Genomic DNA, 25,641 nt, shown 5'->3' with positions numbered 1-25,641 from the left:
AGTACGATTAGCAATGTTGAAATATAATAAATAGCTCAAAGCAAGAGCAAAGGAGTTGGCCAATGGAAAAGAAAATTAAAATAGGCATTAGTGCTTGTGTTGCAGGACATAAGGTACGTTTCGATACAGGTCACAAACGCTCTCGTTTTTGTACAGATGACCTTGCAGATTATGTTGAACTAGAACCAGTATGCCCAGAAATGGCAGTGGGTCTTCCAACACCTCGCCCAACCATTCGCCAAGTTCGTCAGCTAGACAATATCATTCACGTTTCTAGACCTGACGGTTCTGGTGATGTGACCAATGATCTGATCGAGTTTGGACAAAACTATTCAAAGAGCAACCAGCACATCGCAGGATTCATTGTGTGTCAAAAAAGCCCAACCTGCGGTATGGAAAGAGTAAAAGTGTACCACCACCACGGTCGCGGCTCTGAATCGACAGGCGTAGGCATGTTCACCAAACAAGTGATGGAAGGCAACCCATTACTTCCTGTTGAAGAAAATGGTCGCCTCAATGACCCTATTTTGCGCGAAAACTTCATGACACGTGTCTTCACTTATCAAAAGTGGCTCAACCTTGTTGACGAAGGCGTAACTAAACACAAGCTGATTCAATTCCACAGCGCTCACAAGTACTTGGTAATGTGTCACCACATTGAAGGCTATAAGAAACTTGGGAAATTATTAGCAAGCAACGATCTTGAAATCGATGAGTTGGCAAAACAATATATTGAAGGCTTGATGACGGCATTATCTCACCACGCGAACCGTGGTAGCCACGCCAATACTCTGCATCATTTGCAAGGTTACTTTAAGAAACAATTGAGCAGCGCGCACAAGCAAGAGCTTACCAATCAGATTTCATCATTCAGAGAAGGTCTTGTTCCTCTGTTAGTTCCACTAACACTGATCAACCACTACTTGATGGAATACCCAAACGAGTACCTTGAATCACAGGTTTACCTAAACCCGCACCCACAAGAACTTAAGCTGAGATACGGATATTGAGCGACATTCTATGGATAAGACGAGACCTGCGGATTCACGATAACCCTGCGCTCGTCGCGGCAGTTGAAAACGGTGTGACGACCGCCGTTTTCATTTCAACGCCACAGCAATGGCAGCAACACCACCTTGCGCCAATCAAAGCCGATTTAATCTATCGTCACCTGCAGCAACTTGAATCCCAACTCGCTGAATTTGGGATCGATCTTCTGCACCTCAAAGCCACAGACTTTAACGATCAAGCCACTCAACTCATCAACTTGTGCAAACAGGTCGATGCGACATGTGTGTATGCCAATTCAGAGACGGAAGTGGATGAGCAGTTAAGAGACAAACGCTTAATCGCTACTGGTATAAAGCTGAAAATAACCGACTGCGATACGATTCTGCCATTAGGTAGCGTGCTGAATAAACAAGGTGAGATGTTCAAGGTTTTCACACCTTTCAAAAACGCATGGTTAAAAGAAGTGCAAGCGAAAGGCATCATTTGCAGTCGCGCTCCAGTGCATTCAACAGGATCAGCGCAAGCAGGTTCATCTGAAACGGATTCGCTTCAGAATCCATCACAACTGAAACAATCGTTAAGTGGTTTTTCTGGCGAGTACGATTTCGACTTTCCGCGTGTTGATTCAAGCCGTTGGCCATTAAGCCAAGATGTGCTTGAGAGCGTGATCCCCAATTTCTTAGCCAATAAAGTTAACGACTATTCTCGCCTTAGAGACATTCCATCAGTGAAGGGGACATCAGGCCTATCTCCTTACTTGGCTATTGGTGCAGTCAGCCCTCGTTGGTTAGCGATTCAATTGATTCAGCAACAACCTGACTTGTTATTTGATACTCAGTTGCCAGCTTTTTCTTGGCTTAATGAATTGATTTGGCGAGATTTTTATAAGCATTTGATGTTCCACCACCCTAAACTGGTTAAAGGTGCGAACTTTCAGCAGAAATACAACGGCTTAGATTGGTATCACGACAACCCGAGCTTCAAGGCGTGGTGCGAAGGAAAAACAGGCTACCCATTAGTTGATGCAGCGATGCGTCAATTGGTTGAGACAGGCTGGATGCACAACAGGCTCAGAATGGTCGTTGCGAGCTTCCTAACCAAACACCTGCTGATTGACTGGCGTTGGGGCGAGCGATTCTTTATGTCGCACCTTATCGATGGTGATTTCAGCGCGAATAATGGCGGTTGGCAATGGGCTTCAAGTACAGGCTGTGATGCTCAACCCTACTTTCGAATTTTCAATCCGATCACACAAAGTGAAAAGTTTGATCCGAAAGGAATTTTTATTCGTAAGTACATACCAGAGCTGCAAATTATTCCTGACAAGCATGTGCATTTTCCACATGATTACATTGCAAAAAATGGAATTAACAGCGAATACTGGCAACCCATCGTTGAACACAAAGAAGCACGATTGAGAGCCTTAGCCTTTTTCAAATAATTAGAGTGAATATTATGGATAACTCTCTATGGCTTGATAACTTTCTCAACATGTATCGAGAACTCGGAACTGACAATTTCGACGTGCTTAAGACGGTTTATCACCCTGATATCGAATTCCAAGATCCGCTGCATCATGTCAGCGGAATTGCGGCGCTTACCCACTACTTCGAGAATCTCTACACTCAGGTAACGAGCTGTTACTTTCATATCGAACACACTTTCGAAGCGAACGACGAAGCTTCTGTTTACTGGACGATGCAGTTTGCTCACAAGCAATTAAATGGACAAAAGCCGATCGAAGTACAAGGACACAGCCACCTCAAGATGCTCGACGGCCAAGTGGTTTATCACAGAGACTATCTTGACGTCGGCTCTATGTTGTACGAACACATTCCAGTTCTGGGCTGCGCCATCAAATCCATCAAAAAGAGAGCGAGCCAATAATGCGTATTATGATCACAGGCGCGACCTCAGGTATTGGCCAATCACTCGCTATCGATTATGCTCAACAAGGGCATCAGGTGATTGCTTGCGGCCGTAACCCGGACAAGCTGCAAGCCTTAGTTGATTCTCACGAGACAGACATTGCGCATTCATCCATTACGCCGCTCTGTTTCGACTTAACCGATTACCACAACTTCCCAGAGCTCGACCAAGACAAGCCGCTCGATCTGCTGATTTTAAATGCGGGTGATTGTGAATACATCAACGACCCAGTGAATTTTGATGCCGAGCTTTTCGAGCGCGTCATCAACATCAATCTAATTTCAATTGGCTACGCCCTTAAAGCCTGGCTAAAAAACATCAAGCCCGGCGGCCGCTTGGTTTTAGTAAGTTCCAGCGCCAGCTTTTTACCTTTGCCAAGAGCCGAGGCTTATGGCGCTTCAAAGGCAGCCCTCACCTACTTAGGCAGAACACTGTCGGTTGATCTGGCCGAGCACAATATTCATGTCTCAATTGTGCACCCAGGCTTTGTTGAAACGCCATTAACCGAGCGAAATACTTTCTCTATGCCTATGATTATTAGTAGTGAGGCCGCAACTCAGCGAATCGTAAATGGTATTGCTCAAGGAAAGAGTGAAATCGATTTCCCAAGACGATTCATCATGTTGATGAAGCTACTAAGAATGCTTCCAACTCCAGTTTGGCAAAAACTCGCTTCAAGGATGGTATAACAATGAAGAAAATCGCCATTATTGGGTCAGGTATCTCTGGACTCACTTGCGCACACATATTAGATAAGCACCACGACGTAACAGTATTCGAAAAAAACGATTATGTTGGGGGCCACACCGCCACCGTTGATATTGAACATCAAGGCTCGGCGTTTTCGATAGATACTGGCTTTATCGTATTTAACGATCGAACCTACCCAAACTTCAATCAGCTACTCGAACAACTCGGTGTTGAAAGGCAACCTACCGAGATGAGTTTCAGCGTTCACAACACTACGACTAAGTTTGAATACAACGGACACAGCATAAACTCTCTGTTCGCTCAACGAAGTAATATTTTCAAACCTCAATTTTGGTCTTTAGTCTCTGACATTCTCAAGTTCAACAAATTGTGTAAGGCTCAATTCGAAAGTAACGAGTTCACACCGGATATTACCTTGGGCAACTTCCTACGTGAAAACCAGTTTTCCGACTTTTTCAGCCAGCATTACATCCTACCGATGGGCGCAGCAATTTGGTCGACAAGCTTAGAGGAGATGGAAGAATTTGAGCTTAAATTCTTCATTCAATTCTTCTATAACCACGGCCTGCTCGACATCGCGAACCGTCCACAATGGTATGTGATTCCTAAAGGGTCGCGCTCTTACGTTGAAATCATCCTTTCACGCTTGAACAAATCCGTCGCGTTAAACACATCGATCAAACAAGTGACTCGCCAAGAAACAGGCGTCACCATCGAATTCGAAGACGGTGGTACACAAGACTTCGACGAAGTGATATTTGCTTGTCACTCAGACCAAGCGTTACGTTTACTCGGCGATGCGACAGAGCAAGAGCAACAGGTTCTAGGCGAGATCCCATACAGCCGCAATGAAGTGGTTCTGCACACTGATACCCGATTGTTACCAGACAGAAAGCTAGCTTGGGCAAGTTGGAACTACATGTTGGATGGCGACAGTAAACGACCTGCCTGTGTGACATACAACATGAACATTCTGCAAGGCATCGAAAGCCAGGACACCTTCTGTGTGACCTTGAATCAGAGCGAAGCTATCGACCCAGAAAAAATCATTCGCAGCTTTGTTTATCATCACCCGGTACTTAACTCGAACACGGTAGAAGCTCAGCACAAACGCGAACAGATCTGTGGCAAAAACCAGACTCACTTCGCCGGCGCATACTGGTACAACGGGTTCCATGAAGATGGCGTCCACAGTGCACTCGACGTGACCAAACGCTTCGGTTTAGATTTGAGTACGAGTTCAGCGCTATGAACAGTCAAACCCTGACATCCGAAATGGAGATCGCATCCGAAAAGAGTGAAGAACTCAGCGGTATCTATTGGGGCAACGTCAGACACCGCCGCTTTGGCGACATCACTCATGAGTTCAGCTATCAGCTGTATATGATGGGGTTAGATCTCGATGAACTGCCCCAAACCACAGCGCGTAGTGCGCTGTTCGGAACTCGATGGTACAACCCGATTCGCTTTGTCGAATCGGATTATCTAGCTGAAAAAAAAGAAAATGCCACCACGGATGAACCAAAATCACTTAAACAACGTATAGCTTCCAAAGTGCAAAAACTTGGTGGGGTTTGGTCTGATTCAAACCGTGTGACTATGCTGGCTCAGTGCCGCTGTTTAGGTATCTACTTCAGCCCAATCAACTGTTTCTTCTGTTACGACGAAACTGGCGATTGTAAGTATATGTTGGCTGAGGTGAGTAACACGCCTTGGCGAGAAAGACACTATTATCTGATCGACATGCACCAAGAGTTGAAAGTAAAAAAAGAGTTTCACGTTTCGCCGTTTATGGATTTGAACATGACTTATTTTTGGAAGATTAAGCCACCAGCGAAACGCACCTTGGTCCACATTGAAAGCCGCCGAGACGACAAGCTTTTCGATGCGACACTGGCTTTGACGAAACAGTCAGTAACCAAGACAAACATTAGACGAACGGTATTCAAGATTCCGGCAATGACGATTAAAGTCGTGATGGGAATTTATTATCAGGCTCTCAAATTATTCCTGAAAAAAGTACCGTTTGTGGGGCATCCAGATTCAACATCTTAAGTGTCTTCACAGCAACTAAATAATAGAACTCGACCCAAGCTTGGGTTGGCTCCAACCAAGGGGCACAACCCAGCTAAGTTGGCACAAAATATTAGAATGAGTTATCAGCGAGGTTTACATGGAACAGCTTGCCAAACAAAACAACAACATTGAACAACAAGCTAAAGCCGTTGCTGTTTCAAGCAACTGTAAATATCGAGCTTTAATCTTTAAGGTTTTAGAAAGCCTGCAATTCGCGACGCTTGAGATCATTGAGCGCGACCAGCATTCGGTGTTCGGCGATCGAGAAGCCGACTTGAAAGGTCGAATCGTGATTCACGATGCAACCTTTTTTAGAGATGTCGTGATTGACGGCAGTATTGGCGCATCTGAGGCCTATATTGATGGAAAATGGACAAGCCCAGATCTCACCAAAGTGATTCAAATCATGGCTCGAAATCAATCTCAACTCGACGAGCTTGACGATAAAACGCAATGGATTTCTCGCATCAAAAATCTATTGCTGCGTCGTAAGAATGCTAACACCGAGCAAGGCTCTAAACGTAATATTCTTGCGCACTACGATATTGGCAATGAGTTGTACGAGCGCTTCCTAGACAGCTCGATGCAATACTCTTCCGCTATCTACAGCGAAGAAGCAGAAACCCTATCCAAAGCTCAGCAAAACAAAATGAAAACCATCTGTGAGCGATTAGAGTTGTCAGAGAAAGATAACGTGGTCGAGATAGGCACAGGCTGGGGTGGCTTAGCGATATTCATGGCGCAACACTACGGATGCCATGTCACCACTACCACAATCTCAGATGCCCAACACGCGCTTGCAGAACAGAGAGTAAAAGCGCTTGGCTTAACAGACAAAATCACCCTGCTTAAAGAGGATTATCGTAACCTCACTGGTGAGTATGACAAGTTGGTCTCTATCGAGATGATTGAGGCGGTCGGTCATGAATATCTCCAGACCTTCTTTGAGAAATGTTCATCGCTACTTAAACCTTCAGGCAAGATGCTGATCCAAGCGATTACTATTGCCGACAGCCGTTACGATAAATACCGTAAAGGTGTCGACTTTATTCAAAAGTACATCTTCCCCGGCGGTTGCCTACCTTCGGTTTCAGTGATGACCCAACACCTTGCGACCAGTACAGACCTTGTTGTCCAAGAAATCGATGACATTGGCCTGCACTACGCTCGAACGCTTAATGATTGGAATGTTGCCTTTGAAAACAGTTGGGAAGAGTTAGAGTCTCTCGGCTATTCAGAAGAGTTTAAGCGCTTGTGGATCTTCTACTTCTGCTACTGTGAAGGTGCATTCAAAGAGCGCGTGATCAGTACTCATCACTTAGTTGCTAGAAAACCTCGTTACTTTGGAGCAAAAGATGAAACGGTTTTGGATTATTAATCTCGTTCTGTTTCAAGCGACCTGGGTTTGCAGCGCGTTCTTTACCGCGCAAGCCCCGTTCGTGGCGCCACTGATTGTGGCCGTTCACTTCCTTCTCTCCCCTACTCGTAGTAGCGATCTGAAAATACTCATTTTATTACCATTAGGGCTGTTGCTTGATAGCCTCTTTCTTCACTTCGGCGTGTTTGCCGTCGACTCTGAAATTTCTAATCAATCGTGGTTCCCGGTGTGGCTTGTTTGCCTGTGGATCATGTTTTTAATCAGTTTTAACCACAGCCTAAATTGGCTTTTAAAATGCTCGAAAGTGATCTTGTTTGTCATAGGGTTCGTAGCAGGTACTAGTAGTTATTGGGGAGGCATCAAAGCAGGCGCCCTTCTGACTACTTGGCCAGACGCATCGGTGTTAGCTGCCCTTGCAATAAGTTGGGGGATTTTGTTGCCCTTACTTGTGGCCGCTTACTCCAACTTAGTACAACCCAAAATGGCAACAACGAGGTGACTTATGGTTTTTCCACGCAACCCTATGCAAGCGTTCAAATCTGAGAGCGATATTAGTCGCGTTCGCACTCAAACAAGCGAGCAATCAAGAGTCCGACTATTTAGCTTAGTCACCTTAACCCTCATTTACGCAGCACTCCTATTTACCGGGAATGCCAAAGCTTCTGCTGTCGATGATTTAAATAAGCGCGGTCAGGGAGAAATGAGCTACTTGTTTTGGACTTTGTATTCTGCAGAGTTCTACACCACTCCGTCTAACTCTGAGCGTGCTTTGAAACTTGAGTACTACCGAGCAATTGACAGCAAAGACCTTGTAGACGCAACCAAAGACCAGTGGAGCAAACTCGGTTACTCCAGCAACAATATCCAACGTTGGTTGAAGCCTTTGTACGCAATGTGGCCCAACGTTGAGGAAGGCAGCACGCTGACTATCCGAGTTGCTGAAGACAACGTAAGTCGCTTCTATTTCGATGAGCAACCCATCGGCACCATCCAAGACAAGCAATTTGGTGAAGCCTTTCTCGCGATTTGGTTATCTGAAAACACATCCGAGCCTGGTCTACGCAAACAACTATTAGGTTTGAACAAATGAATCCAAAAACAAAAATAATAAAATTCGCGGTAGCCATTTTGTCGCTGACTTGGCTAGCAGGCTGTGGTTCCGCAAGTTTAGATAACCACGTAGACACCACTCCGGAACTTAAGCTTGAAACCTTTTTTAATGGTGAACTGAAGGCCTATGGCATGGTACTCGATCGTTCAGGCGACTTACTGCGCCGCTTTGACGTCAAGCTTATCGCTACTTGGGAAGGGAACAACGGACAAATTAAAGAGTGGTTCTCCTTCGCTGATGGCGAGCGCTCAACACGCGTTTGGAACCTGATAAAAACCGGCGAAAACACCTATTCAGGCACTGCTAATGATGTAGTCGGTACCGCTTATGGCGAGACTCTAGGTTCTGCTCTGTATTGGAAATATGACTTAGAAATCGAAGTAGACGGCAGCACCTATGAAGTGGTGTTAGACGATTGGATGTTCTTAATGGATGACAAACGATTGTTCAACAAAACCGAAATGTCCAAGTTTGGGTTCAAAGTTGGTGAAATAATCTTATACATTGAGAAAATTTGAATAAACCAATGCTGATGCTTCAAGGCTAATTATTCTTTGTTTCATTAACCTTTCGATTCATTTTACAGGGCGTCTCCACCCCACAAGAAAACTTCAGTCCACAACAAAAAATTGTGGGCTGTTTTTTTTAATCGCTCGAATAGCATATCTGCAAGATTAAGTCTCTGTGCTAAGATGCGCCACCAGCATGCAAATGGGCTAGACTCATACACAACAGTTCCTATTTGTTTCGCTAAGTGTAGATTCCCTACCATGATTAATTGAAAAGGCTTTAAAGCATGAGCAAGTTGACCTCAGCGGAGCGTAAAGCTCGCGACAATGAACGTTTCTCACAACGTGTAAACGACCGCAGAGAAAAAGGCGAAGACGTAGTTGCTTACGCACTGACCAACAAGAAAGCTGTAAAATTCCTGACTAAGTCGGAAAAGAAACGCTTCAATGAAGCGAAAGTCATTCGCCAAGAAGAACAGCGAGTGAAAGATCAAGAAGAGCTCAACAGAATCGAAGACTCGTTCACTACCAAACAGTTCGACGAAGAGTAATCTGATTTTCAAAAGCGCTGGCCCTGTGCCGGCGTTTTTACTTTTTAGTTATCCTTATTTCCCCCTCCCTACTTACATTACTTTCTCAAACCTCTGTTTTATCGATCTTGCTCATGGATCTCTGCATCTTGGTCTTAGATCTCAGCAAACAGGTATTCAAAGCCTTACTATCTCGATTCAATTCAACAATTCCGAGTCACCATGATTTTAATCACCGGATCAAGCAGCGGTTTAGGCGCGGCTTTAGCCAAGCAATATGCGAACACATCGAACAGCCATCAGCGCTTAATGATCACTGGCCGTAACTCACAGCGTTTAGCTGAATTAGCGAAAAGCCTGCCAGCGAATACTGTTAGCCAAGCCTGTGACTTGTGTGATTCACAATCAGTGAGCGAGTTATTGGATGCGTTGCCTGAAACACCAAAACTGGTAGTTCATAGCGCAGGCAGTGGGTACTTCGGTAAAATTGAACAACAAGATCCCACCGCCATCAGCGACATGCTGAAAAACAACATCGAGTCTTCCATCTTTTTGATTCGCGAGCTTGTTCAACGCTACAAAGATCAACCCGTCACTATTGCTGTTGTAATGTCGACTGCAGCTCAAGGCGCTAAAGCGGAAGAGTCTACTTACTGCGCAGCAAAATGGGCGGTAAAAGGCTTTATCGAATCGGTCAGATTGGAGCTCAAAGGACACCCGATGAAAATCGTGGCGGTTTATCCTGGAGGTATGGCAACCGAGTTTTGGGGAACCAGCGGCAAAGCAATGGATACCTCAAGCTTTATGAGCGCTCAAGAAGCCGCTCAAATGCTGCAACAGGCGTTAACCAGCACCGAGCATGGATATGTGTCAGATATCACGATAAACCGCGGTTAACGGCTAATAAGAGCAGCGAACAGGTAAACCGAGCTATTCAGCTAATTATTTGTGAGGGTGAGCACGAAAGTGTGCGACAATGCTCGGCGTAAATTCATATTCAAGGTTTATTATGAAACTTCTAGTTCGTAACCTATCGCGCTCTACTGCAGAGCAAGACATCCGTGTTCTATTTTCTGAGTTCGGTTCAGTAAAAGAGTGCAGCCTAGTTTTAGACCAAGAAACTGGCGAATCTAAAGGCTTTGCTTTTGTTGAAATGCCAGAGCACGAAGAAGCTAAAGCAGCACTAAACAAGCTGAACTTGTCAAAGCTTGGCAAAAACACGATTCGTGTAAAAGTGGCTAACTCTTAATCGAGTAAACGCTTTATAAGCCACATGGCTTAGCTTAGCAGCAGCACAAGCACAGATGATAAAGCCCGTAACGATATGACGTTTTCCAGCGCAATATCGTTACGGGCTTTTTGCTGCTCGCGATTCTCTTTTCACACGATTCGAATACGCCTACAGCCCTTCATGTTCATCAATGGCACGCCTTGCTTCTGCCATTGAACATCCAGACTCCATCACCAGTTGAGCGACGGTCATTGAGGGTGTCGCGGCCAACAGAGATGCCAAACACACCACAGGTTTAGGCAGCACTTTATCGATTGCGATTGCTATCCAACCGTCTTTTTCGTGAGTTAACATCGTTTTAAATTCAACGAGTTGACGCTCTTGAGCGACCAACAGCCAATTGCGTGAACGACGAACTCGCTTCAACTGGCATCCACATTCTGCAGCATGCGCCATCACTTGGCTTTTATCACTCACACGATGTACAAAACTATTCAGTGGGACGCTAAACATAACTCTCTGCTAACCAATCTATTCCTACCATTCAAGAGATCGCTACCTATCTCTCAGTACTTTCTAACTGTCACTCAATAAAACCGTACGTAGGATTACACAGACATAAAAAAACCGCCAGTGATGCACTAAGCAGCCTCGCGGTTTTTTGTTCTTTAGAGCCCAACGCTCAGCATCAACAGCTAAGCGTTTTCAATTCAACATGGATAATCAGCAACAGCTTTTTGAATTTCCGCTATCACAGCAGTTTGAACTCTCCTGACTTCCTCGTTCAAAGCCATCAATCGCGTCTGCTAAAGCAGTAAATGATTGCTCGATATTGTCACGTGACGTTGCGATGTTCATTCGCATAAAGTTAGGACTTTCAGCACCAAACCAACCGCCTGGAGTTAACCCCATTTTAGCCTGCTCAAACACCACGTTTTTCAATTCATCTTCCGAAAAGCCTAAGCCTGAGAAATCAAACCACACTTGGTAAGTCCCTTGCGGTTGGAAGACTTTTAACTGAGGAATTCGCTGCTCTGCAAACTCGGTAATCCACTTAACCGTGTCTTGCAGGTACACCAACATGCCATCTAGCCACTCTTCGCCTTTTTCAAAGGCCGCAACGGTTGCAAACGTGCTGAATGCATTCCCGTGATCAAGATACATCGCCACCACATTGGTTTTGAACGCTTCAAATAGCTCATCATTGTTTGTATACACATAGCCGTTTGAGATGCTGTGCATGCCGAAGGTTTTCGCCGGAGAACCAATCAAGGCAATGATCTTGTCGTAGTCAAAGCTGGTCAAGCTCGTAAAAGAGTGACCTTCAAAGATAATGTCTGAATGGACCTCATCACTGATGATCAATACATCATGACGCTTAGCAATCTCGATAACCTGTTCGATTTCTTGCGGTGTCCACACTCGGCCTGTTGGGTTGTGTGGATTACAGAAAATCATCGTCTTCACTTTTTGCTCGATGATCTGTTGCTCCATACCATCGAAATCAATGCGGTAACCTTGCTCATCATTGATAAGTGGGCTCTTCACCACCTGACGATTTGCTTTATTCACCAAGTTAGCAAACTGGTGATACGCCGGCGTATGGATCAGCACACCATCGCCTTCGTTAGTGAATTGGCGAAGTAACAATGCAATACCAGAAAGCACACCCGGTACCTGAACAAACTTGTCTGTAGAAAGGTTTAAACCATGACGCTTTGAATACCATTGAGAAAGCGCTTCAAATACAGCCTGCTCATGAAACTCATAAGAGTACACACCGCGCTCAACCAAACGGTTCAACTCTTGAGTTATGGGTTCCGCCACCTGAAAATCCATATCGGCAACCCAATAAGGGAATACATCGGTGGTGTTGTAAATGCTCTCTAGCATCTCTGGTTTGCTTTTGATAAACGCATTTTCACCGTAATTCGATGTACTGTTAAACGCTGTCATGGAGGTGTCCTCAAATAGTGTGTTCGGTCTTTTTGCAATCAACTGAATTGCATGAATACCCTTAAGACGACGGCAAAATCAAAAAGACGAAGCTTTTAAAGAAATCTTGCGATTAATTTAAATCAATCTCGCATCTCGACCTTTATCTCTGTTTTTACCGAGTTCGCGATAAAGCAGTTTTTGTGCGCCAAGTGATGCAGTTTTTCGAGTTGTTTGGCGGTTGGTTGTTTGGTGCCTAGAAACACAATGTCAGGTCGCAGAGTCACTTTCGTGACCGATGAGCGGCCTGATTCATCTTCCTCAAGCACACCAATCGCATCATCCACATAAGAGTCGATTACATACTTCTGCTTCGCGGCGATTCCCAGAAAAGTCAGCATATGACAGCTAGAGAGTGCCGCAATAAAGGCTTCTTCTGGGTCAACATTCGCTTCCACCGAGAATGGGAGCGGCACAACATGAGGAGAAGATGAAGCAGGCACAGTAACTCCGCCATCAAACTCCCACGTATGACCGCGGCTGTATTGATTGTCGCTAAAGGCTTCATCTGCCGCTTTTTGCCAGCGAATGAGCGCACCATATTCAGACATAGATCCGTTCCTTTTTAATGTTCATTACTTAACGATCAGCAGGGTGATTCACACCATCGTTGGTCACCACATCACCAATATCAAAAGGGTTCACTCCTTCCAAACAGCCGATGTTAAAACCGTATTCATTTGGGCTTGAGCGGCGTTGGTGGTGGGTATAGATACCGCAGTTTGAGCAGAAGTAATGCTTCGCGGTGTTGGTATTAAATTGATAAAGCTTAAGATGCTCCGCACCTTTGAGGATCTTGATGCCATCTAGCGCAACAGAGCCCACAATCGCTCCCCTGCGACGACAGATAGAGCAATCACAACGACGTGGCTTCTCTATTCCGTTAGGTAGGCTGAGTTCTAGTTCGACTGCACCACAGTGGCAGGTGGCTTTGTGAAAAGGTTGGATAACCGTGTTGCCGACTACTTTCATTTTTCTCTCCAATCACGTCCTTGTAGTCGCACTATCTTAACGAGAACCATTTACCTTGTCCGTAACCTGGCATTGAGTTCGAGAGATCCGTCATAAGCGAGTGAGCGATTCTTCTGCATTTTCTTTATCTGACTAGTCTGATTTCTCAACCAAACCGCCAAAATTTTCAAATAGAAAATCCAAAAACAGTCGAATACGCTTCGGCTGATATTTCTTGCTGATGTACACCACATTCAAGTCGGCACTGGACACAGACATCGCGGTATTGAAGTTCTTCATGTAGCCGTTGAGTAACGTCACGAGTCGCTGGTTATTGATATCGTCTTGCACATCCAATACCGATTTAAGCGCAATGCCCTCTCCTTTTAATGCCCAGTAGCGAATCACTTCACCATCGTCTGAGAATCGCTTAGGCACCACCGTCACAGCCTTCTTCATGTCATGATCTTGGAAGTGCCAGGTTTTGAGTTCTTCGTTGCTGCGAAGCATCGCCAGACACGCATGATCAACCAAATCTTGAGGTTTGATCGGCGTCCCGTGTTTGGCGAGGTATTCTGGGGAAGCGCACAGCACACGTCGGCTCGGTGATAAGCGTCTGGATATCAAACTGCTGTCGACCAACTCACCATATCGGATCACGATATCCATTCCCGACTCAGCGATATTCGACAGATTGTCGTTCAAATACAGGTAGGGAATAACGTCGGGATATTGCTGACAAAACTCCGACAAAATAGGCAATATGTACTGCTTACCGATGTCTTTTGGCGCGGCGATTTTTAGCGAACCTTTGACTTCTTTTACGCCATTTTGAATCAGGTTCTCTGCTTCGCTAACGTTATCTAATATCTCAAGACACGCCTTGTAATACAGCTCCCCTGAATCGGTCAACGACACATGGCGAGTGCTACGGTTCAACAGCTTCACACCATATCGCTCTTCAAGCGCCTGCAGCCTTGCTGTCATTGTCGCAGGAGACAAGCCCAATTCACGCCCTGCCGCTGCTAGCCCGTGATGCTTCACGATACCCACAAACATTGCCATATCTGAAAATTTGTCCATTTCTCGCCCTTTCGCTTATTCCCCGTTACTTAACCTCATTATTCAGCCCAACCGAATAATGATTTTATATTTTAGCTAATTATCAAAATTAATCGAATGAATATAATAACAACCATCAGCAGAACAACGCAGGAATTCAGAACATGAACAACGAACTTAAAAACCAAGAAAAACACACATTCGTCATCATTGGTGGCACATCAGGTATCGGCAAAGCATTAGCAATGCAATTGAGAAACGAAAACAACACAGTACACATTGCAAGCCGACACACCGGCGTTGATATCAGCAATGAAAAATCGATTTGTAATTACTTTGAATCAATTGGTGCCTTTGATCATTTGGTAGTAACGGCAGGCTCATACGCTCCGGGCGGAAAAGTCACCGACGTTGCCATCGAAGACGCGAAAACAGCCTTTGACACCAAATTCTGGGGAAGCCTAAACGTTGCTAAACATGCTGCACGTTACATGACATCAAACGGTTCTATCACACTCACAACCGGCATGCTGTCACGCAAAGTTGTTGCTGGCACTTACGTAAAAACTGCGATAAATGCAGCGCTAGAAAGCGTCACTAAAGTGTTAGCGAAAGAACTATCACCGATTCGAGTAAACGCCATCAGCCCCGGCCTTACCATGACGGAAGCCTACAAAAACATGGACGACTCAACTCGTTCAAGCATGTATGACAACGCCAAAAACAACCTACCCGCAGGCAAGGTTGGTGAACCTTCAGAGATAGCTATGGGTTACTTGTTCTCGATTAATAACCCTTACGTTACGGGCTCGATCATCGACATTGATGGCGGTGCACTGCTCGGCTAGTTCCCGATTTTTTCAAAATTTCAGGCTGTATAACTCACAGAAAAATTGAAGGCAGGGCGCGTAATTCAAGCGCCCTTAACAACCATATCAACACAGGTCACTCAACATGAAACAACAAGTCATGAAACAAGAAAAGATGCCGTTTCAGGTTTGGATACTGACACTCGCGGCTTTTGCCATAGGTACGGCTGAGTTTGTGATTGCAGGTATTCTCCCACAAATCGCCACATCGCTTTCGATCACTGAAGGTCAAGCAGGCTACCTAATCAGTGCTTACGCGCTTGCTATCGTTATCGGAGGGCCAATCTTAACCATCTACCTTGCTCGCTTTAACAAGAAGATGGTGCTGATTGGCTTAATGGCACTGTTCATCATCGGTAATGTCTTATCAGCCCTTGCTCCTAGCTACCCACTTCTACTTGCAAGCCGCGTTATCGCAGGCTTAGTGCAAGGTCCTTTCTATGGCATAGGGGCAGTTGTCGCGACCAATTTAGTGTCTGAGAAAATGGCAGGTAGAGCCGTTGGCCAAATGTTCGCAGGCTTAACGCTCGCTAACGTTCTTGGCGTTCCCGCAGGTACTTGGGTGAGCTTGCAATTCGGCTGGCACACCACTTTCTTTACCGTGGCAGCACTTGGCACAGTTGCAATGATCTCTATCCTAACGTCAATCAAATCCACAGGTCACAGTGAAGCGAAAGACATCAAAACTCAGCTCATGGCATTCAAAAACCCAATGCTCATTCTCAGCTTAGCAATCACCGCTTTTGCTTGGTCTGGCTTCATGACGCTTTACGGCTACCTTGCGCCAATCGCCATGCACATCACTGGCTACAGTCAAGAATCAGTAACTTGGATTTTAGTGGTTGTTGGAGTTGGCTTAATCATCGGTAACACCTTAGGCGGACGATCTTCTGACAAAAACCTAGGCAAAGCTTCAATGTTTTGGGCTGTCGCGATGATCGCTTCATTGGTTGCGGTTGGCCTTGTGGTAGACAACAAAATCCTATTCGTTGCAGCCGCATTCATTTTTGGTATCGCTTCATTTGCCAACGTCCCTGCCATGCAGCTTCGAGTAATGAACCACGGTGGCGAAGGGCAAGAGCTAGCAGCAACAGCCAACATTTCAGCGTTTAACTTGGCCAATGCCTTCGGTGGCTTCCTTGGCGGCATGGTACTCGATAGCCAACTAGGCGCAGGAGTGATCCCGTTCGCAGCCGTTGTGGTTCCTATCGTCGGCTTGTTCTTAATCGCTAAAGCTAACCGAAACGAGAAACCACAAAGCAACTCAATATTTGCACCAACAGAAGCTAAATAATTTAAGAACTCCGTAACTTCAAAGTGCCAATTCATTATCAAACTGGAATTGGCGCAGCACTAAAAATTCATAAAGGTAGAGATCATGAACAAGTTATTCGAAACATCAGAACTGAAAGGCCTAGAGCTGCAAAACCGTGTCGTTATGGCACCCATGACACGCGCTCGCACTAGCCAACCTGGAAACGTGCCAAACGACATGATGGCGACTTATTACCAACAACGAGCAAGTGCAGGGCTTATCATCACTGAAGCCACACAAATTTCAGATGACTCTCAAGGTTACTCATTCACACCCGGCGTCTATACCGATGCGCAAATCGAAGGTTGGAAATCAGTAACAACAGCAGCAAAAGAGCAAGGTGCAGCGATATTCTGCCAACTATGGCATGTAGGCCGCGTGTCTCACCCTACCTTTCAAAAAGGTGAACTGCCGATTGCCCCTTCTGCACTTGCTCCAGTCGAAACTCAAGTTTGGATTTCTGATGAGAATGGTAACGGCAATATGGTCGATTGCATCCAACCAAGAGAAATGACGCAAGTAGACATCGATCGTGTTGTTCAAGATTTTGCTCACTCAGCGAAGAAAACCGTCGAGGCAGGGTTCAACGGAGTGGAAATCCACGGTGGTAATGGCTACCTCATCGATCAATTTCTACGCACCAATTCAAACAAGCGCACCGACAACTATGGCGGTAGCCGTGAGAACCGACTTCGCTTCCTAATCGAAGTGGTCGATGCTGTGATTGAAGCGATTGGTGCTGACAAAGTGGGCGTGCGTTTGGCCCCATTCATCACCTTCAAAGACATGAACTGCCCAGACATCGTGCCAACGATTTTAGAAGCGTCAAAGGAACTGCAAGCTCGTAATATCGCTTATCTGCATCTATCAGAAGCCGATTGGGATGACGCACCTGTGATACCTGAAAGCTTCCGCGTAGAACTAAGAGAATTGTTCTCCAACACCATCATCGTCGCTGGCAGTTACACACCAGAACGTGCCGAAGAAGTATTGAGTAAAGGCTACGCCGATCTCGTCGCATTTGGCCGCCCATTTGTTGCGAACCCAGATCTAGTTTCACGCCTACAAAACGGCAACGAACTATCCGATCTTGACGGCGCAACGCTATTCGGCGGCAACGAAAAAGGCTATATCGATTATCCAGCGCTGGCGGAGCCTCAACACGATGTTCTAAAAGAATATTCATAACGAAATATTCACTAAAAGCGAAACCTCGAAAACTATGATAAACTAGGCGTGCCAAATTAAAGTAAATCTAGCTCTCGCAGTTAGACAAAAAGCCACGTCATGTGGCTTTTTTATTATGAATTGAATATTTCCTGAGTTAATTGAGTCAACCTTTCACCTTTCACATAAACTTCTAGTAATCTGATTGGATCTTGATAGTGGCAATGAATAGTCGCATATCGAGGAATACATTCATCTACAGAACGAACATCAACGCCTCTTTTTGCGACATGTGCTGACTTTAGTTTTTGCGTGCTACCTGGAAATATAAAGTGATTAGATACAGGAGTATCTTTTCCTTCAAGCTCATGAATTGCCTGCTGGTAGAAAAACTGTTTAACCAAATCCGACCAGCCCGGAGCAGTCGATGGTGAAGTCGCGCTATAGTATTTTGCGTCGACGACTGCAAACTTGTTCTCTTGTTCATGCTTCAGAACGGTATCTGTCCTCTGACCTTTTTGAGCTACGGTAATAAAATCACCTTCATTCGTCTGGTAGATAGGAACAGGTAACTTGCTATTTACTGGATATTTACCAATCAAACACTGATCGAGCATTGACTCCCATAAGTTGTGAAATTTACGCACACCAATTAATACACAATTAACCTCATTGCCCTTTTTTACTCTAAGATATTTGATTAGGGCTTTTATCAAAAACATATCTCTTTCAGAATAACTAAGCTGCAATTGCTGTTCAAGATATAAGAGTTTGGCTTCAGTACTCCCAATGGAACTAACAAGAGACTCCACTTTCAGGTCGGAATGAGAAAAAGTACCAAACCATAAAGATCCATAATCTGATAGTAATTCTTTGACAACCTCTGCATGTATCTTCGCTGTTTCACAGTGTGTAAGGTACTTAGCACGAGATGAGTGTAATTCCAAATAAACAGATCCACTATTAGCCGGATATGATGAACTACGTGCAATAGTACGCGACCAATTAACTTTCCCAGAATTAACTGTATTCTCTTTCACTCGACGTACATATAAGCCATTCGATCGATAGTCATCAATGAGCGAGATCGCTAAAGATAAGGCACGACCACCTATCACTTCAGTACCGTTCTCTTGAGCATAAATGCCACTATCTTTATCTTGATAATATTTTAGTAGAGCTTGGACCAGATAATAGCCAGCAATGCCACCATCTTCTATTGATGCAAGATGGTTACGCGGTAAAAAAACAGCTATGCCATCGCTGTAACGCACTACTCCACAAAAATGTATCCTCCTCATATCAGGGGCAATCAGCCCCTGATTTTGTAACTCATCCAATACGCTTCGAGGAATCGATGGGTCTTCAAGGAAACTACGATCAGATAAGTACAATATATTATTCAACTGCATTTTCTGGTGCCTCAGCCACCTCAATTTTTCGGCCTTCCTTTTCAATTTTCTCTTCAATTAACAAATTAAATACAGCCATATTTTTTTTGAATTCGCTTGATAATTTACCGAACGTTTTATATTTAGAAGAGAAAATTTTTGTATGCCCTAAATGACGAAGTACATCATCCCAAAGATAAACAAACACTTTACTGCTAAGGGTTTCTTTTGCCGATTCAGCTGTTTCTATTTCATCTTTTTTCACAAAGAAAGGACCTAGTAGGCGATCTTCAGCAACGTGAGCTTCAATCAATACATCATTAATGATTGAAGCAAACTTTGGCCAAGAAATTCTATATACACCACTTTGAGTTGATAAGTGAAAGTCGTAGTTTGGGACATCGACATGAGAAAAATCAATATCAATAAACTTGAAACGCCAGCGTCGTTTGAATGCTGTATCTAAAGGCATTACTGCCTGATCACTACTGTTCATCGTGGCTAATAAGGAAAGGTTAGCCGGTATTTCCAACTGTTTAATGTTTGCTATACCGACCTTATCAAGAGATTGGTTGATGTAAGACAACATGTCAGGGTCTGACGCATCAATCTTGTAAGTACTTTCACCATCATCCTCTCTATCCAATAGTTGGAATAGCTCCCCAAAGACAGCAGCTGCCGGTGCTCGGTTCAACTCTTCAATTACTAAGCAGACATGTTTAGACGGGTGAGATTTCGCTTCTATTAGTGCTTTAGTAAACGGCCCTGGTCGGAATTGGTAAGCAACGTAGGGTTTTCCGTTTTCATCTGTTGCCATGTTAGGTTTAAGGGCACCAACAAAGTCACTGTACTGAGTGTCAGGGTGAAAAACCGTCACGATTTTATTAGCACCTTCACACTCTACATTATGAATGTGATGGCTCTTACCTGTTCCAGGCGCACCATAAAAGATTTTATTGCTCGCACCGGTAAATGCAGGGGCTTTCAAGTCAAAGCGAAGAAAAGACTTAAAGAAAAACACCTCATCATCTTTCTGAATAGACATGTTACTCCACAGCTTAGAGATAAGCTCAGAGACACTTGCTCTTAATTCACCAGTATCAAGTAAGCCTTTTTTAACATATACATACTGGTGTGAAGGTAAATGATAGTGAATCGGCTCTTCAACATATTCTGCGTGACCCAATATAGAGGTAGGTCTAAACAAGAATGCTTTATCTATTGCTCCCCAATCAGCAAACCCTGATGAGGATGGGGTTAATTCAGCATCCAATTTATCTTGCCATCCAAGTGTCGATAAGATCCTAAACATCAACTCATCGCCACTTGTTGACCTAAAGAGGTATGGAATAGCTGGAGAGTAGTTATCCATAAGAGCTTGGTAAGCTGATGGAGATTTGGAGAACGCATAAAGCAAATCACCAAGTACACCGGAGCTTGCATCTGGGACAGGCAACGCTTTCAGCAGGATAGAGGTCATAAAATCATCTTGTGAACGATATTTTTTCCCTTTAGTTTTATCATCGTTAATAATATCTTTCCCACCTAATCGATTAGCTTTCAAGCGGAATGCATTTAAAAAATTATCTCGGCTATAAGGATCTAACGAGGTTAATATTGGGTTTGATGGTGAAGAGCTATTAATTAAATTATGAAAATCAACTGCTGTCTTTACCGAACTTTTTACTTGATCAAAGACAGCCATGTAGTTACTAAGCAGAGAAACTAAAGGTTGGATCTTTAGTGCATATAGAAAATAATGGCTAGGAATATAACAGTGGTTTTTATTTGTTGTGATCTTAATTCGAGCTGAATGTTTAAAGAACTCAAGATCTAAGTTGAGATTACTAAAAGCACTCTTAACCTCTTTTGTAAACAAAATTTCATCAAAGTGCCAGCTTGAATCCGGCTCACTCTTATACCATTCACCGACAGTGTTTATTTTTGAAAGCATAACTTTCTTATCCCTACGTTCAATCACAGCTACCCGCAGGTAGCTGTGTAGAGGTTAATCGTGCTTGATCCAAAGGCTGCGTGAGATCTCTTGTCGTAAATTTTCGATGAGCTTCTTGTTGCTATCTGAAAACTGGCTATTCTCAAACTCACCCATAAAAAACAGACACTCCGCTAAAGGCTTTGATTGCTCTTCCGATAGGTTACGCATAAGAGGGTGTTCATTATTAAGCGTGACGTAATGATCGTCTTCATATCCTGGTTCCCAGAGTGAACCATCACTTGTTTTTGCCAGCCGAATATCAATATTTTCAATCAAAGGAGCTACTATTCTGTAGTTGCTTAAATGTTCACCACGGCCAGAACAATGGATGCGAAATTCTAATAAGGCATTGAAAATAATAGCAAGCGCATCGCTAAAACCAGAGCGATAGATGTTATAACGGTCAGCAATAATATTACCGAACATATCTGTGTTATCCGCTCCAACATCATCACAACCAGGAATCAAAGCGTATTGTGCCTTTACAGACCCAGGCATAAAAATACGAGCATATTTTTTACCTTGGTGCTGCAGTGCTTCCGCAACTTTTGCAATAGAAAAGGTAAATGAATCAAGTCCTAAAGTATCAGCAACTTCGTAAGCCATTTGAGTAATTTCAGAGCGTTCTGGTAACTGTTCATTGAGCCAATCTAACAGAGCAACATGCTTTTTCTTTAAGTCCCCCTTGGGCAAGTCGGTCACTGAAACCTCAAAGGAGCTTTCAAATAACTCGCGATTACTAAATACAACTGCACTTGCCGTTAGTTGATAGACGTAATCAGTAACGATGTGATCAGATTCATTAAAAATTTTATTAAATAAATCAATTGGTAATGGGATTCTGTTCTGCCAAAAAATCAGGCCATCCACTCGGTACTTTGGATTCTTATCATTCAAGTAGCGTTTGAAGTCGGATAAATCATATTGGTAACTCATTCACCTTCCTCCACATCAGGCAACTCAATGCTCAAATGGCGTAGTGTTTGACTTACCTTTTGGCGAAACCCATTCAACGTATGCTTGTTAGCATCAGAGAACTCACCGTGCTCAGCATTTGATAAACTCCACAACAGCATATCCAAGGCTTTCATGGCCTCAACATTATCTTTGCAGACGTTATACATCTTGTGGAAATAAGGGTGTGATTTACCAAGGGTGACACATGTATTCCCCTCTTCATCACACGAAGGTTCCCATAAGCAATCACCAAGTAATGAATCCTCTTCGTGTACACGCACAGCTTTGTCATCATATACACGGATGCCTTCAATCACCGTCGGCTTCATCTGATTTTGATTACGGATTGTTACCGTGTCACCATCAACTTTAATTTCAGAGTTCTTTGTGTGCTTTTTATGTTTATCAATCGCTTTATCTGCAGGACCGTGCGCACGCTTGGTGTTAGCAGAAGTTAAGCGATCTTGACCCTTCAGCAATTCTTGGCGCCAAGGAGCAATGAGGCGCTTTAGTTCTTCTCTCACTTCGACAGGAATAATGACTCGACTCTTGCGAAAATCGATACTGAAAACATCATCCAATTCGTGGCTGAAATTCAGCTCAACTCGAAGTCGAGTGATCTTACTTTCTTTCTTATACATACGATGTGGCCAGCCATCGTGCCAGATAAGGCGCCCTTCACGATAGATGTAAAGCCCTTGATTATCTAGGCTATAACGAACGTATTCTCGCTCATCAGCATCAAGTTCATTTTGAGAAGGGATAACGCCGCCTTTAACGGTAAAGTGAAGCTCTTTATTGCCAACTTCAATTGGTACGGGCCTCTCTTTCAATATACGAGATCGTGCGCCGTCTGTATTGCGATTCAAACCAGCACAAAGAGGATCCCACCCTTTTAAATTGACGGCAGGGTTGTCTCCAACTTTCATTGAGATTGTTACTTCACCAGAGTCTAAGAACTTAAAGAATACAGCGCTCAACTCTAAAGAAAGCTCTTTACCAAGAGACTGAATTTGCGCCTGTACTTGTTTCTCACTGCCTGTTTTCACTAAACGGTCTACATGCTCCCAGATGATCATGGTACCGCTAGTTTCAGAAAAATCGTTGAGTGCATCAAAGTAATCGTAATAATCATCTTCATCAGGGGTTTCTAACTCCCAACGGTCTGAGCTGATAATTTTATCAATATCCCATGCTCGACCGACATTGCTACCGTTTTGGTGAGATAGCACGACAAGGCGGCGACAGAATGCAGTAGAAGCGGTCTTAAGCCCCATACCGAACTTACCCAGTGATTTAGGGTTATCACGGCGTGGCGAGCCATAACGCATTGCATTACGAAGCTGTTCTTCAGACATGCCATCACCATTATCACTAATGATGACTCTAAACTCTCCAAACATATATTGGAGCTCAACTTCAATGTGAGTTGCATTCGCTGCAATAGAGTTATCAACGATGTCGGCAAATGCAGCCTCTTTGCTATAACCGGTATCACGTAAACTCTCGACAAGTCGGGCCGCTGAGGGACGAAAGTCATCTTCTTCTGGTAGTTCTATTTTTTGATTCATGAGCCTAACGTTTCCAAATACGCAAGCATGATCTGCTTGTCTGTTTCTTTATCATCGGTGACTGAAACAACACGCTCACTGAGCTGTTGTTTCAGACGAATTCGGTCATCTATTTTTTCTTCAATCGTATCCGCATAGTACATGTAGTAGACGTTCACTACAGATTTTTGACCATTTCTCCAAGCTCTTGCCGTTGCTTGCTCTTCTAGTGCTGGATTCCACTGACGGCAGTAGTGAATTACATTCGTTGCGGCTGTAATATTGAGCCCCATACCTGCCGTTCGAGGGTGCAGTAACAAAACGTCAAAGCCTTTTGAGGAAGAGAAGGTATCAATAAGAGGTTGACGCTCATCATTAGGAGTTCGGCCATCAATAACCCCTGGCAATATGCCATACCTTTCACTTATCACACCTTGTATTAAATCAATCGCCTTTTGAAAAGTGGCAAAAATTATAACCTTCTCACCAGCTTGTACAATTTTATCCAATTGGATCATAAGTAACTCGAACTTAGCGCTATGCTTAGTAAGAGCTCTAACTTCGTGAGGTATTGTAGAGTCAATCAGTGCTGGGTGAGCTGTAAATTGCTGGAGTTTGTTTATTAATGGAAGGATCCCACCGCCGCCGTTTTGATTATCTCTCTGCATCTCATCAATCAACGATTCATACTGTGATTTTTCAACTTCTCCCATAGAAACGGCTGTGTGTATATCAAGCTTTTCTGGTAATTGCTCCAACACATCTTTTTTCATTCTGCGTAAAGTAATTTGACGCAAACTACATTCAAGCTCTTCTAAATTCTTATTGAGTGTCTCAGACAAATCAGAATGAACATATCGACTCTTAAAGCTATCTTGCGCCCCCAAAAAGCCTTCAAATACTAGGTCCGTTAAGGCCCATGCATCCATCAAACTGTTTTCTACAGGAGTTCCAGACATAGCGACGGTTACACCAATATTCAACCGACGAGCAGACATGGAACGGCTCGATTTAGGGTTTTTTAACATACTCGCCTCGTCAAACAGAGCGAGGTCAAAATACATGTCTTCAAACATAGTAATGTCTGAAGACATCGTCGTGTAAGGAGTAACCACGACATTATGTTCATCAAAAGCGGAAGCGACACCACGACGATGTTTTCCATAATGAAGGTATGGAACAATACTTGGAGCAAAAAACTGGAACTCTCTAACCCAGTTATCGAGTAAAGGGTTTGGAACGACGATTAAAATTTTACTGTTAGGATTCTTCTCTAAGACATCGCAACACAGCGCAATCACTTGGGCTGTCTTTCCTAGCCCCATATCATCGGCAAGAATAGTTCCCACGCCGTTTTCAGCACAAAAACTTAGCCAGTTGACCCCTTCTTCTTGATACGGATACAACGATTGCACGAATAGCTTTTCATGATGAGCTTGTTTCTTCTGATTATCTCTCAGCATTTCAATTAAGTGAGCTGGGAACTCATCAATCAACGCTTCTAAATGTAAGGAACGAAGAAGTTTCATCAACTTAGGTAGCGGTAAGTCACCAAAAGCGATAGCTAGGTGCTCATTGATGCGGGAGCTAACAAAATGCACTCTTTTACCATCAGATATGAAGTAGCCATACTTAACCAACGAATGTGTTTGTTCTTTATCTAATGGTTTTCCACGAAAAAACAAAACAAAATTAGGGGCAGGTTCTGTTTCAAATTTAAAATGGATTTGAGCCGGGCGCTTAGAAATAACTAACCCAACCTCAACACCGTCAGAGTTGGCTGATATTCTCCCCAGCTTAAATAGGTGTTCAGCTTCCAAAAAAACACCATTGTGCTCAACCATCCCATTTTTAATTATATAAGCCATTCTCACTTCCTGTTTACAGGGTTAAAAACCGGAT

The 25,641-nt window shown here is 44.0% G+C and carries 26 protein-coding genes; 16 read left to right on the top strand and 10 right to left on the bottom strand.

The genetic code is table 11. From position 1 onward, the window contains the following. Positions 1 to 62: 62 nt before the first annotated feature. The 13 genes from AC3CHU_RS18950 to AC3CHU_RS18890 all read left to right on the top strand — a co-directional run bounded on the left by AC3CHU_RS18950 (position 63) and on the right by AC3CHU_RS18890 (position 10,504). Entirely contained in the window at positions 63 to 1,010 is a 948-nt protein-coding gene (locus tag AC3CHU_RS18950) for a YbgA family protein (protein WP_054546099.1), read from the top strand. Beyond that, on the top strand, positions 1,007 to 2,452 hold the full coding sequence (phrB, locus tag AC3CHU_RS18945; protein ID WP_488526195.1) for a deoxyribodipyrimidine photo-lyase: 1,446 nt from the start codon (positions 1,007 to 1,009) through the stop codon (positions 2,450 to 2,452). Before AC3CHU_RS18950 ends, phrB begins: the two co-directional genes overlap by 4 nt. A 14-nt stretch (positions 2,453 to 2,466) precedes the next feature. Next, a complete protein-coding gene (locus tag AC3CHU_RS18940; protein ID WP_054546097.1) occupies positions 2,467 to 2,898 on the top strand; it encodes a nuclear transport factor 2 family protein in 432 nt (143 codons plus the stop codon). Further along, positions 2,898 to 3,629, top strand: coding sequence for an SDR family NAD(P)-dependent oxidoreductase (locus AC3CHU_RS18935; RefSeq protein ID WP_054546096.1), 732 nt, complete (start codon positions 2,898 to 2,900; stop codon positions 3,627 to 3,629). Before AC3CHU_RS18940 ends, AC3CHU_RS18935 begins: the two co-directional genes overlap by 1 nt. Before the next feature lie 2 nt (positions 3,630 to 3,631). Continuing rightward, on the top strand, positions 3,632 to 4,903 hold the full coding sequence (locus AC3CHU_RS18930) for an NAD(P)/FAD-dependent oxidoreductase (RefSeq protein ID WP_488526194.1): 1,272 nt from the start codon (positions 3,632 to 3,634) through the stop codon (positions 4,901 to 4,903). Continuing rightward, positions 4,900 to 5,706, top strand: coding sequence for a DUF1365 domain-containing protein (locus AC3CHU_RS18925; RefSeq protein ID WP_065206478.1), 807 nt, complete (start codon positions 4,900 to 4,902; stop codon positions 5,704 to 5,706). The genes AC3CHU_RS18930 and AC3CHU_RS18925 overlap by 4 nt, the downstream gene beginning before the upstream one ends. A gap of 118 nt (positions 5,707 to 5,824) precedes the next feature. Continuing rightward, positions 5,825 to 7,105, top strand: a complete 1,281-nt coding sequence (locus tag AC3CHU_RS18920) for an SAM-dependent methyltransferase (protein ID WP_102533956.1) — start codon at positions 5,825 to 5,827, stop codon at positions 7,103 to 7,105. Next, on the top strand, positions 7,083 to 7,604 hold the full coding sequence (locus AC3CHU_RS18915) for a DUF2878 domain-containing protein (protein ID WP_237298720.1): 522 nt from the start codon (positions 7,083 to 7,085) through the stop codon (positions 7,602 to 7,604). Before AC3CHU_RS18920 ends, AC3CHU_RS18915 begins: the two co-directional genes overlap by 23 nt. A 3-nt stretch (positions 7,605 to 7,607) precedes the next feature. Then, positions 7,608 to 8,195: a chalcone isomerase family protein gene (locus AC3CHU_RS18910; protein WP_488526193.1), complete on the top strand. Its 588-nt coding sequence runs from the start codon at positions 7,608 to 7,610 to the stop codon at positions 8,193 to 8,195. Then, positions 8,192 to 8,734, top strand: coding sequence for a DUF3833 domain-containing protein (locus AC3CHU_RS18905; RefSeq protein WP_488526192.1), 543 nt, complete (start codon positions 8,192 to 8,194; stop codon positions 8,732 to 8,734). The genes AC3CHU_RS18910 and AC3CHU_RS18905 overlap by 4 nt, the downstream gene beginning before the upstream one ends. 278 nt (positions 8,735 to 9,012) lie before the next feature. Then, entirely contained in the window at positions 9,013 to 9,276 is a 264-nt protein-coding gene (locus AC3CHU_RS18900; protein ID WP_004732701.1) for a hypothetical protein, read from the top strand. 201 nt (positions 9,277 to 9,477) lie between these two features. Further along, positions 9,478 to 10,152, top strand: coding sequence for an SDR family NAD(P)-dependent oxidoreductase (locus tag AC3CHU_RS18895; protein ID WP_488526191.1), 675 nt, complete (start codon positions 9,478 to 9,480; stop codon positions 10,150 to 10,152). A 112-nt stretch (positions 10,153 to 10,264) separates the two neighbouring features. Further along, positions 10,265 to 10,504: an RNA recognition motif domain-containing protein gene (locus tag AC3CHU_RS18890; protein WP_004732698.1), complete on the top strand. Its 240-nt coding sequence runs from the start codon at positions 10,265 to 10,267 to the stop codon at positions 10,502 to 10,504. Between the two features lie 150 nt (positions 10,505 to 10,654). Here the strand turns inward: AC3CHU_RS18890 and AC3CHU_RS18885 are convergent, their stop codons facing one another. From AC3CHU_RS18885 to AC3CHU_RS18865, 5 genes are all read right to left on the bottom strand, one after another. Beyond that, positions 10,655 to 10,999, bottom strand: coding sequence for a ribosome recycling factor family protein (locus AC3CHU_RS18885; protein WP_488526190.1), 345 nt, complete (start codon positions 10,997 to 10,999; stop codon positions 10,655 to 10,657). A gap of 210 nt (positions 11,000 to 11,209) precedes the next feature. After that, positions 11,210 to 12,442 carry a MalY/PatB family protein gene (locus tag AC3CHU_RS18880; RefSeq protein ID WP_488526189.1) on the bottom strand — a complete coding sequence of 411 codons (1,233 nt, stop codon included), beginning with the start codon at positions 12,440 to 12,442 and terminating at the stop codon, positions 11,210 to 11,212. A gap of 122 nt (positions 12,443 to 12,564) precedes the next feature. Then, positions 12,565 to 13,032 (bottom strand): OsmC family protein, encoded by a 468-nt coding sequence (locus AC3CHU_RS18875; protein WP_171327592.1) that lies wholly within the window; start codon positions 13,030 to 13,032, stop codon positions 12,565 to 12,567. A 28-nt stretch (positions 13,033 to 13,060) separates the two neighbouring features. Further along, the gene (locus AC3CHU_RS18870) at positions 13,061 to 13,453 is read right to left on the bottom strand and encodes a GFA family protein (RefSeq protein ID WP_017070209.1); all 393 of its coding nucleotides are present in this window, start codon (positions 13,451 to 13,453) and stop codon (positions 13,061 to 13,063) included. A 132-nt stretch (positions 13,454 to 13,585) separates the two neighbouring features. After that, complete coding sequence (locus AC3CHU_RS18865) at positions 13,586 to 14,515, bottom strand: LysR family transcriptional regulator (protein ID WP_488526188.1); 930 nt, start codon at positions 14,513 to 14,515, stop codon at positions 13,586 to 13,588. Positions 14,516 to 14,658: 143 nt separating this feature from the next. On the opposite strand from AC3CHU_RS18865, the gene AC3CHU_RS18860 reads away from it, so the two are divergent. The 3 genes from AC3CHU_RS18860 to AC3CHU_RS18850 all read left to right on the top strand — a co-directional run bounded on the left by AC3CHU_RS18860 (position 14,659) and on the right by AC3CHU_RS18850 (position 17,866). After that, the gene (locus AC3CHU_RS18860; RefSeq protein ID WP_488526187.1) at positions 14,659 to 15,342 is read left to right on the top strand and encodes an SDR family oxidoreductase; all 684 of its coding nucleotides are present in this window, start codon (positions 14,659 to 14,661) and stop codon (positions 15,340 to 15,342) included. Between the two features lie 106 nt (positions 15,343 to 15,448). Next, positions 15,449 to 16,657 (top strand): MFS transporter, encoded by a 1,209-nt coding sequence (locus tag AC3CHU_RS18855; RefSeq protein WP_474356937.1) that lies wholly within the window; start codon positions 15,449 to 15,451, stop codon positions 16,655 to 16,657. Between the two features lie 84 nt (positions 16,658 to 16,741). Further along, the gene (locus AC3CHU_RS18850; RefSeq protein WP_488526186.1) at positions 16,742 to 17,866 is read left to right on the top strand and encodes an alkene reductase; all 1,125 of its coding nucleotides are present in this window, start codon (positions 16,742 to 16,744) and stop codon (positions 17,864 to 17,866) included. 113 nt (positions 17,867 to 17,979) lie between these two features. On the opposite strand, the gene AC3CHU_RS18845 is transcribed toward AC3CHU_RS18850, so the two are convergent. From AC3CHU_RS18845 to AC3CHU_RS18825, 5 genes are read right to left on the bottom strand one after another with little or no spacing between them, the layout of a single operon-like run. Next, on the bottom strand, positions 17,980 to 19,257 hold the full coding sequence (locus tag AC3CHU_RS18845) for an LlaJI family restriction endonuclease (RefSeq protein ID WP_488526185.1): 1,278 nt from the start codon (positions 19,255 to 19,257) through the stop codon (positions 17,980 to 17,982). Further along, positions 19,244 to 21,190: an AAA family ATPase gene (locus AC3CHU_RS18840; RefSeq protein WP_488526184.1), complete on the bottom strand. Its 1,947-nt coding sequence runs from the start codon at positions 21,188 to 21,190 to the stop codon at positions 19,244 to 19,246. Before AC3CHU_RS18840 ends, AC3CHU_RS18845 begins: the two co-directional genes overlap by 14 nt. A gap of 54 nt (positions 21,191 to 21,244) precedes the next feature. After that, positions 21,245 to 22,168 (bottom strand): hypothetical protein, encoded by a 924-nt coding sequence (locus AC3CHU_RS18835; RefSeq protein WP_102385229.1) that lies wholly within the window; start codon positions 22,166 to 22,168, stop codon positions 21,245 to 21,247. Beyond that, positions 22,165 to 23,760 carry an ATP-binding protein gene (locus AC3CHU_RS18830; protein ID WP_488526183.1) on the bottom strand — a complete coding sequence of 532 codons (1,596 nt, stop codon included), beginning with the start codon at positions 23,758 to 23,760 and terminating at the stop codon, positions 22,165 to 22,167. The genes AC3CHU_RS18835 and AC3CHU_RS18830 overlap by 4 nt, the downstream gene beginning before the upstream one ends. Continuing rightward, the gene (locus AC3CHU_RS18825) at positions 23,757 to 25,607 is read right to left on the bottom strand and encodes a DEAD/DEAH box helicase (protein WP_488526182.1); all 1,851 of its coding nucleotides are present in this window, start codon (positions 25,605 to 25,607) and stop codon (positions 23,757 to 23,759) included. Before AC3CHU_RS18825 ends, AC3CHU_RS18830 begins: the two co-directional genes overlap by 4 nt. Positions 25,608 to 25,641 lie beyond the last annotated feature (34 nt).

The sequence above is a fragment of the Vibrio sp. QJM3NY_39 genome (assembly GCF_057785895.1).
Note: the sequence above shows the minus strand (reverse complement) of the source record. Positions and strands in the feature narration are given on the sequence as shown.